Below are 11,955 nucleotides of genomic sequence, written 5' to 3' on the forward strand. Positions count from 1 at the left end.
GAATCGCCGCTCACGACCACCCCGACCCATGCCCACCTGCGCCTGGTCCCGGAAAGCGACACCAAAGGTCCCTTGCTCCCGCCGCGCCGGGACCGCGGCCCTTCCGGACGCTGCGCACCTTCGCTACTTGCGGGTAGGGTGCCCCCATGGGCGAAGCGAGTCGGGTCACGGGACGGTTCCGCGGGACGTTCGATGTACTGCATTCCCTTACCTACTTCGCACCCGAGACGGAAGCCGCGCTCACCGGCGCGGGCCTCCGTCCGGGGCGCATGACCTACTTCGCGGGCCGCGCGGCACCCATGGGCGCGGTGAGTCCCGGCGTGGTCGCGGCGACCTTCTACAACTTCAACCCGGACCTGGTCGCCAAGTACATCCCTCGCGCGTGGACGCTGGCCGCGCCCGAAAAGATCGTCGAAGCCCGTTTCGAAGCCGCCGACGCGACGCTGACCAGGCTGCTCGGCAAGGACACGCTCGGCTCCGAGCAGGTCGCCGAGGCGGCCGAGCTCGCCCGCGAGGCGACCGGGGGCTGCCAGGTCGACGGCCGCCCGCTCTACGCCGGGCACGCCGACCTCGCCTGGCCGGCTGAACCGCACCTCGTGCTCTGGCACGCCATCACCCTGTTGCGTGAACACCGGGGTGACGGCCACATCGCCGCGCTGCTCCTCAACGGCCTCGACGGGCTCTCCGCGCTCGTCTCGCACACCGCCACCGGCAAGGGTTTCCTCGCCGCCGCGGCCAAGGCGTCCCGCGGCTGGAGCGACGAGCAGTGGGACGGCGCGGCCGCCAAGCTCCGTGACAAGGGCGTTCTCGACGCCGAAGGCGGCCTGACCGAGGCAGGGAACGATCTCCGCGAGCGGATCGAGGACGCCACGAACGCGGCGTCGACAGGTCCTTGGGAGCACCTGGGCGAGGAGAAGACCAAGCGGCTTCACGAGCTGTGCGGGCCTTTGAGCCGCCAGGCCGTCGAAGCGGGCGCTTTTCCCGCGAATGTGTTCGCTACGGGCCGATAATCACGCTATGTAGCGAAAATGGCGTCGTCGATTTCGCTTTGGGTGACGGAAGTGTGACCTTGGCCCATCGGCACCCATGATTTTTGTTGAATGCGTGCTCACCCAGCGGACTCGCGAGAAGCCACCGAACGAGTCATGTCACACTGGTCGCGGCCGGATTTTCCGCGGTCGACCCGTACTCACAGTGAGCAAGAAGCGTCGCAGTTGGGTGTTTTCGACCGCGCACTGCGAAATACGGGTGTCCGGGGTTAATCCAGACGACCCTTGCAACGATGATGGAGACCGAGGATGGTCGTGGTGCTGTGCCTCGCTCTGTCACCGGTAGACAAATCGATATCTACAGAGCGCGCTTTGACCACTACGCCTCGTGACGCCATGATGTTCGAAGCACCACCGAGCCAGAACCGCGCGAACCCCCTCTCCGCGCACCGGGAGTAATGCGATGATGACCTTGACCACCCTCGACACGCTGGCCGCCGGCGAGCTCGGCACCGGCAACGTCCGCACCTGGCTGATCGACAACATCATCCCCCTGGTGCTGCTGGCCGTCGCACTTCTGCTGTTGTGGCTCGGTGGCGGCAAAGGGGACAACGCCGGTGTCATGCGCCGACTCGCCGGTGTGGTGATCGCGCTGGCGATCATCGGCCTCGCGGTGAGCGGCGCCGGAGTCAACGTGGGCCAGTGGATCGCCGGCCTCTTCACAGGCTGAGGGCTCCCCTTGCGTATCCGGACCGATGACGAGGTTTACCGGGTCGATGCCGTGTGGCTCGGTCCGCCGAAAGCGACTTTTCCCTGGAGAGCCCGCTACGTCGCGTGGCTCGTCGGTATCCCGGTCTTCCTGATCGTGCTCACCGTCGAACGGTGGGCGGGCTGGAGCTTCGGGTTCTTCTCGACCGCCTGGGCCTTCGTCGCCACAATTGTGATCACCAGATTGATCACGGCCAAGATCAGCCACGAGCGTCCGCTGGGCGCCGTGGCCGCGATGGCGGCGAAAGAGCTCAACACACCAAGAGAACGGACCACGGGCACGGGAGGCGCGGCGAGCGCGTCCCGCGTCCGGGTACGGGCGAGCCGCCCGCTACCGAAGCACCGCAGGAGACGGCAGTACCAGCACCACGGCTACGGCGGCGGCGCCGGAGCTCAGGGAACACCACGAGCGCGTCGGAGCCGCCCTGCGGCTCGGGCCGGGAGGTAGTCGTTGTTCGGTCGCGGCGGAAGCCGAGGAAAACGTGATCGAGACCTGCAGCAAGGGGCCTGGAACCCGCCCCAGCAGGTCCGCTCCGCGCAGCCCAAGAAGGCCGGCAAGGGGAGGCGGCTGCCCGGTGAGGCGGCCATACCCACCTATACCCCGTCCATCGCGGCGCGAAGCATCGACGGGCACCTGTTGCGCACCGGTTACGAGGTCTACGCCTGGTACCGGCTCGCGCCGCAGCGCTGGTCGTTCCGGTCGGACTCGCAGCGCCGCGACCTGATCGCGGCCATCGCCGGGCAGTACGCGGAGCTCCAGGGCCGCTGGCTGCACCTGCGCGTGACCAACCGGCCGTACCCGATCCGCATGTGGGCCGAGGCCCACGTGCACAACGCCGTCGGCCGTCCCCAGGACGTCCAGGGCGCGCTGTCCTTCGACGACTACCTCATCGGCGAGCAGCAGCAGCTGATGGGCCGTTCGATGGCCGAAAAAGAGGTCTACCTGGGGGTCCAGGTGCAGACCAGGCGGATGATCGACCGCGCGGTCGAGAGCGCCGCCCCGGTGCTGCGCAAGATCCTCCCGGAGGCCGTCGACGCCGAACTGGCCGCGCTCGACTCCGAGGTCGAGCACCTCGACCAGGTGATCGGCTCGGCCGGGCTCGAAGGGCGCCCGGTGCACGCCGAGGAGATGTCCTGGCTGATGCACCGGTCGTGCTCGCTGGGCCTGCCCGCGCCGCGCAACATGCCCGCGGTCCCCGGCGCGGCTTGGGAGCCCGAGGACCTCGCCAGCTTCACCGACGCGGCGGACTTCCACGCCGAGCCGTACGCGCCGACGGTCACCGTCCGCGGTCGCACCGGGTCGAACGCCGGGGTCTCGCGGCATCTGGCCGTGCTCACCGTCGGTCAGATGCACGGCCTCCAGATCCCCGAGGTCGACGACCCGTGGATCCAGCACGCGGACCGCCTGCCCGCCGCTGTCGAGGTGTCCGCGCGGATCTACGTCCGGCGCCCCGAAGAGGTCGCCGGCGAGCTGCAACGCCAGATGAACAAGGTGCGTTCGCAGGTCAAGCACTACACCGACGAGCACGAGCTGGAGCCGCCGCAGTCGCTGGCCCGCCAGGCGGGCCGGGTGCTGGAGATCGACGACGAGATGACGTCGGGCTTCACCGCGCTGGCCACCCGGGTCCGCTCGTGGTGGCGGCTGGCGGTGTCGGGGCCGACGGAGCGTGACGCGCTGCGCCTGGCCCAGCAGCTCCTCGACCTCTACAAGCCGAAGATCGCCGTCGAGCATCCCGAAGCCCAGTACGCGCTGGCCCGGGAGTTCATCCCCGGCGAGCCCTTGGCCTCGGCGGCGTACATGCGCCGCGGTTCGGTCGTGTGGGCGTCCTCGGCGGTGCCGACGGCGACGGCCGAGGTGGGCGACCGCCGCGGCATCCTGCTCGGCGAGACCGTCACCGCGACCCGGCGCCCGGTGGCGTGGGACCCGTGGATGGCGCAGGAGATCCGCGACGGCTCGGGCCTGACCGCGATGGTCGCCGGGCTCGGTGGCGGCAAGTCGTTCCTCGGCGGCGGCATCGTCTACAAGACGCTCCGCGCGGGCGCGCACTGGACGATCCTCGACCCGTCGGGCCCGCTGTCGCGGCTGTGCGACCTGCCCGAACTGCGGCCGTACGCGCGGCCCATCAACCTGCTCAACGCGCAGCCCGGCATCCTCAACCCGTACCGGGTGGTCGCCGAGCCGCAGATCGAGCACTTCATGGACGAGGACGACCCCGAGCGCTCGTGGCGGCGGGAGAAGGCTCTCGCGGGCGCGACCCGGCGACGTCTCGTGCTCGACGTCCTCACCGGCGTCCTGCCGTACGAGGTCTCGCGGATGGCGCAGACCCGGATCGTGCTGCTGCGCGCGGTCCGCGCGGTCGGCGGCCGGTTCGACGCCGACCCCGGCCAGGTCATCGACGCGCTGCGGCGGGACTCCAGCGAGCACCACGAGCACGCCGTCGTCGTCGCGGACTTCCTCGACGAGATGCGCGAGCGGATGGCGCTGCTCATCCCGGAGACCGACGCGGACCCGTACGCCGAGACCCGCGACGACCGGATGACCGTGCTGACCATGGCGGGGCTGACCCTGCCCAAGGACGGCGTGCCGCGCGAGTACTGGACGGACGCGGAATCCCTCGGCGTGGAGATGCTGAACCTCGCCGCGTGGCTGACGCAGCGATCGGTGTACGAGAAGCCGAAGGAACTGCGCAAGGGCGTCTGGATCGACGAGGCGTTCTTCCTCTCCGAGGTCCCGACCGGTCGCGTGCTGATGAACCGCTTCGCGCGTGACTCGCGAAAGTGGAACGTCCGGGTGCTGCTGTCCTCGCAGATCCCCGCGGACTTCCTGAAGATCCAGGGTTTCGTGGCGCTGCTGGACTCGGTGTTCGTCGGACGGCTCGACGACGACGACGCCCAGGCCGACGCGCTGCGCCTGCTGAAGGTCCCGGTCGGCGTCGGCTACGAACAGGTCGTCGCCGCGCTGGGCAGGCGGCCCGGCTCGCAACGCGACCTCCAGCGCGACGTCGAACCGCGGCAGTTCATCTTCGGCGACGGTGCCGGTGGCGTGGAGCGGATCCGCGTCGACTTCTCCGGCCCGCACCTGGAGCACCTGCGCCGGGTCATGGACACCACGCCGGGTTCGCCCGACGCCAAACCGTCGAAGCCGGGCAACGACCTGGCCGTCCCGGAGGAGAAACAGTACGTCCCGGTGCCGCCGGAGGACGACTTCGAGCTCGAAGAGGATCTCGAGCTCGCGGCCGAACTCGAGGTCGGCCTCACCGACGAACAGATGCTCGGCGCCCCGGACCCGTTGGCGGCCGAAACCGGAGAAGTACAAGGCGCTGTCCAAAACGGACATAACGGGAACGGGAGTCAAGGCGAGCAACACGCGCGCGCCGGCAAGGGTGGCACCGGCAGGGATGCCGCATGAACACGGTGATGACACTGGCGTTCGTGCTCGCGTTCGCCGCCGGCTGGCACGCGCTGCGCCGCCGCCTGAAAGAGGGGCCGCGACCGGGCAAGACCAGACCCAGCCGCCGCGCGACGATGTTCGTCGTCATGCTGATCCTGGGTCTGCAGGCCGTGGCGACCGCTCCGGCGGCGTCCGCCGCCGCCTGTGGTGAGGCGCCGAACCCGGAACGGCCCGGCGCGGGCATGGTCGGCGCGCTCGACCCGCCCGCCACGGCCAAAGGCGAAGGCGGCAGCCCGTACAACGTGTACGGGTACGCCGGGCATGTCTGGGACACGTTCGAAACCGATTGTGGCCCGCTGGCCGGGATCACCTCGCCCAACTCGACGATCGACACCTGGGCGGGCAACCAGCTGTTCAACATCGGCAAGAACCTCGTCGGTGCCACGAACTCGCTGCACTACACCGTCTTGCAGGGCAGCCTGCTCAGCCCGCTGTACAACGCCGTCAAGGCCGGGGCCGAGAAGGTCTACAACAACATCTACGCCCAGCTGTTCGGGCTGGCCGCGCTGATCATGTCGATCATGTTGTTCCGCAACATCTGGCGCGGCGATCTCGCCGCGGTCAGCAAACGGGCGTTGTACGGGCTGGCCGCGGTCTGGCTGGCCGCGTCCTCCCTGGCGCTGCTGCGGTTCCTCGATCCGATCGACAACGCGATCGTGCAGACCACGACCAACATCCAGGCCGGGTTCATCGACGAGGCCAGGACACCTCCGCCGACGACACCGCCGCCGCCCTCGGCGCAGCCGTGCCAGGCGACCCCGGAGGCCGTCGCCGCACGTCAGCCGTGGGACCGCGTCCCGACCGAACTGCACTGCCGGGTCGTCTACGACAACTGGCTGCGCGGAGAGTTCGGCAGCCCGGACTCGCCGCAGGCACTCCAGTACGGTCCGGCCCTCCTGGACGCACGGGCCTTCACCTGGGGCCAGATCCAGCAGGGCGGCGACGCCGACACCGCGCTGGTGGACTCCAAGAAGGCGGCGTTCAAGGACATCTCCACCAAACTCGGCCCGGCGACCGGGTACTTCACCGGTGAGGACGGCAGTCGCGTCGGTGCCGGGTTCCTCTCCCTCGGCCAGGGAATCTTCTACTCGCTGTTCCAGTTGCTTGCCAAGGCCACGGTCTTGCTCGCGCAGGTGCTGATCAGGATCTTCGTCCTGACCGCCCCGCTGATCGGGTTGATCGCGTTGCTTCAGCCGCAGATCATGCAGCGCATCCTCAAGGTGCTCGGCGCGGTCGCCTTCAACCTGATAGTGCTCTCGGTGCTGGCGGGGGTGCACACGCTCCTGCTGGAAGCGATCTTCACGGCGGGCAACTCCTTGTCCCTGCTGACGAAGATGGCGCTGGCGGCCATCATCACCGTGCTGTTGTTCATGGTCGGCCGTCCCGTGCGGCGGCTGTGGCAGATGGTCGAGATGTCCGTCGGCATGGTCGGCGGCGCGATGCCTTCGCCACGCGGCGGGCTCTTCTCCCGTTTCCGCAGGAAGAACAACGAGCCGACCCCGCAGGACGCGTTCTGGCAGAACGTCCGCGACACCGACGACGTCGTCGACGGAGACCTTCGCGGTCCCGTGGGCGCGACGATCGGCGGCGGGCGGTTCCGGCCCGAGGCGACTATCTTCGCCAGCTCCCAGCGGCTCGACAACGGGTCTGGCGCGATCAGGCCCGCGGCGGCCTGGTCCGGAGCGCCATGGCCCGGCGCGGTCGGCGGTGGCGGCGGTCTTCCGGCGCTTCCCGCCGGTGGCGGCGGAGGCGTCCCGGTGTTCGGCCAGTACAACCCGGCCGCCGGCAATCCGGGCGACTCCATGTTCACCTCGGGCGGGCGGAGCCCGATCCAGGTACCGAGCCGCCGGGTCGACACCTCGCCGGTCGCCGACCGGCGCTGGAGCGACGAACCGGAGCCGGTCGTGGTGCCTTCGCGGATGAACTCCACGGGTGGCGGCTACACCACTCCCGACTACTCGGGTGCCGTGCCGGTGCAGGCGGGGCCGTCGACGCCGCGTCCTCGCCGCGTCGACCCCGAAGTCGTCGCGGGCAAGCCGGTCTTCGTGCTGTACCGGCCTTCGCGCGGGCTGGAGGTCCGCGAGGAAGTCCGCGACACAGACCACGCAGTGGGTCGGTGACCCATGCCGATCCGGACCAACCGCGGGCGTACCGCGGTCTACCGCAGACTCTGGGGCTGGCCGCTGCGCTCACCCCGCCATCTCGTCGGCACGCTGGTCGTCCTCGCGGTGGTGCTCACCGCGCTGGGCATCCTGCTGCCCAAGGCCATCGGAAAACCGGGGCAGACGGCGAACGGGCCGGGTGCTTCGGCGACAGCCACCTCGCGTCCCGGCGTCGCCGCGCCGGTCACCGTGACGTCGACGCTGCCGCCGAGGCTGACCACCCAGCCACCGCCGTCTTCCGCGCCACCTGACCAGGACGGTGTCAGGGTCGCCAAGGAGTGGGTGACGGCATGGGCGAACCATCCGGACGGCACGACGACCGAGCAGTGGCTGAACGGACTGCGGCCGTACACCACCGAGGAGTACCTCGCCAGGGAACTGACGACGGTGGATCCCGCGAACATCACCGCGACCAAGGTGACCGGGGAGCCGCAGGTCTCGTCCTCCTTCACCGGATCGATGGACGTCGATGTCCCGACGGACGGGCCCAAGGTCCGGGTCACCGTCATCAAACTGAACTTCGGGTGGCGAGTCACCAAGTTCACGCAAGCGGGCTGACCCGATGAAGATCGGGATCATCGTCGGCGTGCTGATCGCCGCGGTCTTCGCCGCGGTGGTCACCACGAGCACGGTCTCCAAGGTGGTGACCGACCACATGGAGGCACAGGCGGGCAGCGTCGTCAAGACCTCCTGCGACGCGTCGATCGGGCCGACCCTGCCCGGCCAGGCCGACCGCGGTTCTTCGGATATCAACAAACTCGACGAAGAGCAGAAGGGCATCGTCGCGCTGATCATCTCGATCGGCAAACAGCGGACGCTGTCCCCGCGCGCGTGGCAGGTGGCGATCCAGGCCGGGATGACCGAGTCCAAGCTGCGGAACCTGACCTACGGCGACCGCGACTCGCTCGGCATCTTCCAGATGCGGCCGTCGATGGGCTGGGGGTCCGTCGCGGAGGTCACCGACCCGCCGTACCAGGTCAACAAGTTCTACGACGTGCTGCTCGCGGTGCCGGACTGGGAGAACATGCGCCCCGGTGACGCGGCGCAGCGGGTCGAGCGGTCCGGCTTCCCCGACCGGTATCACAACTGGGAGCCGATGGCGGCGCTGCTCGTGCAGAACGAGGGCCAGATCGTCGACGTCGTCGGCTGCGGGTCGAGCGTCGGGAGTGTCGTGCCGCCGAGCCAGGCCGCCGCGCAGGCCATCAAGTTCGCCCTCGGTGAGCAGGGCAAGCCGTACATCTGGGGTGCCACCGGACCGAACAGTTACGACTGCTCGGGGCTGATGCTGCGGGCGTACGAGTCCGCCGGGATCATCCTGCCGCGGGTTTCGCGGGACCAGTACAAGGGCGGCGCGATGCTGCCGGTCCGCCAGGCTCAGCCCGGTGACCTGCTGTTCCTGGCCACCGTGCCGTCGAATCCGGCGACCATCCACCACGTGATGATGTACCTGGGCGAGGGCAAGATCGTCGAGGCGCAGCAGACCGGGGTGCCGGTCCACATCCGCGACTTCTCCTTCGACGAGGCCGAAGTGGTCGCGCAGGCGGTCCGTCCTGGCGTTTAGCATGGTGACAGCGTGGTATCGCGATCGCGAGACCATCGGATTCACCCGAAGTGGCGGCCTGTCCACCGGCAAGCGGCCGCACACTGGCAGAGGATGAAGAGCGTGGCACGGAAATTCGGAAGGCGAGGCAAGCCCGCGGCGGGAGGCGGCCCGGAGGTCGATCCCCGCGATCTTTTCGGTACCGCACAACCCGCGCGGCAAGCGGCCAGGCCGGCGTCGAGCACGCCGCTGGCGGACCAGCTGAACCAGGGCTGGCCGGGAGTCGACCCCGGTTACGTCGTGTTGCCGCGTTCACTGGCCGAGGGGATGTCGCTGCCCTGGCAGCAGCAGATGGCCGCCCTGCTGGCCCAGTTCCACCACGAGAACGCCCGGCTCGCCTGGCCCGTCTACCGCGTCGTCCCGTCGCGCTACGAAAAGCTCGTCGATCTCGACGAGGAGCAGCTGGCGGAGGCCGGCTACCTGGTCGAGATGGACACCGAAGGCGAGATGATCTATCGCGAGCGCAGCGGCCGGAAGGTCGACGACCCGGCGAACACCACGGTGCTCGTCTCCTGCCTCGACCCGATCCCGAAACCCGCGCAGCGCCAAGCGCCTCCACCGCCTTCGCAGGCCGCGCCGCCCGCGCCCGGGCAGCAACCGCAGCCGCAGCAGCAGCCGCCGCGGGCCCCGGCGCCGATGAACATCGGCCCCGCGCCGGTGTGGCGCACGGTCGCCCCCTCGGCGTCTCCTGCTGGGCAGTCTCCTGTCGGGCAGTCGCCCGCCGGACCTTCCGGGCAGCCAACCGCCGCGCAGCCTCCCGCCGGATCGTCCGCGCAGTCTCCCGTCGCGCAGCCGCCTGCCGGACCGTCCGCGCCGCCGTCGGCCGGACCCACTGCGCAGCCGCCCGCCGGACAGCCTCCCGCCGGGCCGTCCGCGTCGCCGTTGCCGGGCAATCACACGGCGCCGCCGGCTTCTCCGCCCGCTGTATCTCAGGCTCCGCCGCCTGCCACGACGCAGGCTCCGCTGCCGCAGCCCAGTCAGTCGAGGCCGCCCACGGCGAACCACACGCCGCCTCCGCCGGTGAGCGCGCCTCCGGCGACGCCCGAGGCGCAGTCCGTCGCGCCGTCTCAAGCCGAGCCCGAGCCACCGGTGAACCCGTCTGTCCCGCCGCCCGCCACGACCCCGCCGTCGTCCGCGATGCCTCCGGTCACCCCGCCGGTGACCGGGCCGCCTTCGGGGCCGTTGCCGCAACCGGTCTCGCCGTCGCGGGGCATCCCCGTCGCGCCGGACCTGCCCACCCCGCCGCGCGGTGTCCCGATGGGCCGGGGCTGGTTCGACGAACTCGCCGAAAGCGTGCCGGAAAGCTCGAAGGTGGACCAGGCCGAAGACGGCGAGTTCGGGCCGACCGGTGATCCCACGGAGATCCCCTACCGCTATCGCAAGTGATGACAGAACGTCCGGGTGATGTCACGCTTGACGTATGTCGAGCGACCCGAACCCGGATCAGGGCTGGTACTACAACACCAAGACGAACCAGGTCGAGCACCTGGAACGCGGCCGGAGCGTCGATCTCCTCGGCCCGTACCCGGACGAGGCGACGGCCCGGCGCGCCCTGGACATCGCCAAGGAACGCACGCGGCAGGCCGACGCCGAAGACGCCAAGTGGAACAACGACTGACCTTCGCCAGGCCGCCGGCCGCAAGTCCGTGAAGGCCTCCTTGAGGGACCCAGGGTCCCTCGAAGTTCCCCTCACACGCCCGGGGCGGCACTGACACCACCGCCGGTCACAACGGCTGTCCGTGAAGGCCTCCTTCCCTACTTTCAAGGTAGGGAAGGAGGCCTTCGCTACGCAGCCGACGCCTCGACGCACGTCACGCGAGCAAAGCTCCCTTCAGCCCTGCCCAAGTACGTGAAGGCCCCCTTCACTGCGCCTAGCGCAATGAAGGGGGCCTTCACGTACTTCGAGAGCACTTCACGCCGGAGGTCAGGCGTCCTGCCGGGCCAGCGCCGGACCGAGCACGAACTCCGGGTCGACCTGAGCCGTGAGATCCTCCCCGGCCCGCCCGCTGCCCCAAGCCCGCGCGTTGCGGAGGTGGAACTCCACACCCTGGCGCTGATACCGCGCCCAGTCACGCCGCTCGCCGTCGACGGTCGCGAGCATCGAGCCGAGCGTCGCGAGGTTGTGCGCTTCGAGTTCGCCGATCGGGCGCGCGCGGCCGCGTTCGGCGGCGCGGACGTGCCGAGAGTTCTCCATCCAGCCCAGCAGTGCTTCGCCGACCTCCTCGCGCAGGAAGTCGATGTCCTCGTCCTCGGTCACCTTGTTGCCCACGACGACCAGCCGCACCCCGAAGTCCCGTGCGTAGTCGGCGTACTGCCGGTACACGCCGACGCTGCGCACGGTCGGCTCGCACACCAGGAACGTCACGTCGAACCGCGTGAAGAGGCCGGACGCGAACGCGTCGGCGCCGGCGGTCATATCCATGACGACGTACTCGCCCGCGTCGTCGATCATGTGGTTCAGCAGCAGCTCCGCCGCGCCGACCTTCGAGTGGTAGCAGGCGACGCCGAGGTCGTCCTCGTCGAACTGACCGGTGACGCCGAGCCGCACGCCGCCGAAGTCGCGGAAGCACGCCTGGAAGATCGGGTTGTCTTCGAACGGCCGGACCAGCCGCGACCCGCGTCCCGGCGGGGTCGTCTTGATCATCGAGGCCACGTCGGCGATCCGCGGGTTGTCGCCGCGCAGGTACTCCTTGATCAGGCCCATGTTGTCGCCCAGCGTCGGCCAAGCGATGGCCTCTTCCTCGCTGGCGCCGAGCGCGACGGCGAGATGCTGGTTGATGTCCGCGTCGATCGCCAGCACCGGTTTCCCGCCACCGGCCAAGTACGCGGTGAACAGCGACGCCAGCGTGGTCTTGCCGCTGCCGCCCTTCCCGACGAACGCGATCTTCACGCCACGGCCCTTCCTGTCGTTTTGAAAAGGGTATCGGTTTTCATTTCGGTCGGTAACGTACACCCGACCGGCCCGCGCCCGAACGGGCGATCAAC

The 11,955-nt window shown here is 69.7% G+C and carries 10 protein-coding genes; 9 read left to right on the forward strand and 1 reads right to left on the reverse strand.

The genetic code is table 11. The features are described 5' to 3' along the window. The first annotated feature begins 146 nt into the window (after positions 1 to 146). The 9 genes from ACFWMR_RS25775 to ACFWMR_RS25815 all read left to right on the forward strand — a co-directional run bounded on the left by ACFWMR_RS25775 (position 147) and on the right by ACFWMR_RS25815 (position 10,588). Complete coding sequence (locus ACFWMR_RS25775; protein WP_378380203.1) at positions 147 to 1,010, forward strand: SCO6745 family protein; 864 nt, start codon at positions 147 to 149, stop codon at positions 1,008 to 1,010. A 442-nt stretch (positions 1,011 to 1,452) separates the two neighbouring features. Then, complete coding sequence (locus tag ACFWMR_RS25780; protein ID WP_005166545.1) at positions 1,453 to 1,719, forward strand: hypothetical protein; 267 nt, start codon at positions 1,453 to 1,455, stop codon at positions 1,717 to 1,719. Between the two features lie 9 nt (positions 1,720 to 1,728). Further along, positions 1,729 to 2,205, forward strand: coding sequence for a hypothetical protein (locus ACFWMR_RS25785; protein WP_093938983.1), 477 nt, complete (start codon positions 1,729 to 1,731; stop codon positions 2,203 to 2,205). A gap of 3 nt (positions 2,206 to 2,208) precedes the next feature. Further along, positions 2,209 to 5,166 carry an ATP-binding protein gene (locus ACFWMR_RS25790; protein ID WP_378380204.1) on the forward strand — a complete coding sequence of 986 codons (2,958 nt, stop codon included), beginning with the start codon at positions 2,209 to 2,211 and terminating at the stop codon, positions 5,164 to 5,166. Then, entirely contained in the window at positions 5,163 to 7,328 is a 2,166-nt protein-coding gene (locus ACFWMR_RS25795) for a magnesium transporter (RefSeq protein ID WP_378380205.1), read from the forward strand. The genes ACFWMR_RS25790 and ACFWMR_RS25795 overlap by 4 nt, the downstream gene beginning before the upstream one ends. 3 nt (positions 7,329 to 7,331) lie before the next feature. After that, positions 7,332 to 7,928 (forward strand): hypothetical protein, encoded by a 597-nt coding sequence (locus tag ACFWMR_RS25800; protein WP_378380206.1) that lies wholly within the window; start codon positions 7,332 to 7,334, stop codon positions 7,926 to 7,928. Between the two features lie 4 nt (positions 7,929 to 7,932). Continuing rightward, the gene (locus ACFWMR_RS25805) at positions 7,933 to 8,931 is read left to right on the forward strand and encodes a C40 family peptidase (protein ID WP_378380207.1); all 999 of its coding nucleotides are present in this window, start codon (positions 7,933 to 7,935) and stop codon (positions 8,929 to 8,931) included. Positions 8,932 to 9,033: 102 nt separating this feature from the next. Beyond that, on the forward strand, positions 9,034 to 10,356 hold the full coding sequence (locus ACFWMR_RS25810; RefSeq protein WP_449224336.1) for a hypothetical protein: 1,323 nt from the start codon (positions 9,034 to 9,036) through the stop codon (positions 10,354 to 10,356). 34 nt (positions 10,357 to 10,390) lie between these two features. Next, on the forward strand, positions 10,391 to 10,588 hold the full coding sequence (locus ACFWMR_RS25815) for a hypothetical protein (RefSeq protein ID WP_093939505.1): 198 nt from the start codon (positions 10,391 to 10,393) through the stop codon (positions 10,586 to 10,588). 306 nt (positions 10,589 to 10,894) lie between these two features. Here the strand turns inward: ACFWMR_RS25815 and ACFWMR_RS25820 are convergent, their stop codons facing one another. Continuing rightward, positions 10,895 to 11,860, reverse strand: coding sequence for an ATP-binding protein (locus tag ACFWMR_RS25820; RefSeq protein ID WP_378380209.1), 966 nt, complete (start codon positions 11,858 to 11,860; stop codon positions 10,895 to 10,897). Positions 11,861 to 11,955: the final 95 nt, after the last annotated feature.

Source organism: Amycolatopsis thailandensis (assembly GCF_042723255.1).
Classification (GTDB): Bacteria; Actinomycetota; Actinomycetes; order Mycobacteriales; family Pseudonocardiaceae; genus Amycolatopsis; species Amycolatopsis thailandensis.

What these genes read in the sequence shown, in the direction of transcription:
- ACFWMR_RS25815 (WP_093939505.1), top strand. Translation starts at nt 10,391, where the DNA reads ATGTCGAGCGACCCGAACCCGGATCAGGGCTGGTACTACAACACCAAG.
- ACFWMR_RS25780 (WP_005166545.1), top strand. Translation starts at nt 1,453, where the DNA reads ATGATGACCTTGACCACCCTCGACACGCTGGCCGCCGGCGAGCTCGGC.
- ACFWMR_RS25805 (WP_378380207.1), top strand. Translation starts at nt 7,933, where the DNA reads ATGAAGATCGGGATCATCGTCGGCGTGCTGATCGCCGCGGTCTTCGCC.
- ACFWMR_RS25800 (WP_378380206.1), top strand. Translation starts at nt 7,332, where the DNA reads ATGCCGATCCGGACCAACCGCGGGCGTACCGCGGTCTACCGCAGACTC.
- ACFWMR_RS25775 (WP_378380203.1), top strand. Translation starts at nt 147, where the DNA reads ATGGGCGAAGCGAGTCGGGTCACGGGACGGTTCCGCGGGACGTTCGAT.
- ACFWMR_RS25795 (WP_378380205.1), top strand. Translation starts at nt 5,163, where the DNA reads ATGAACACGGTGATGACACTGGCGTTCGTGCTCGCGTTCGCCGCCGGC.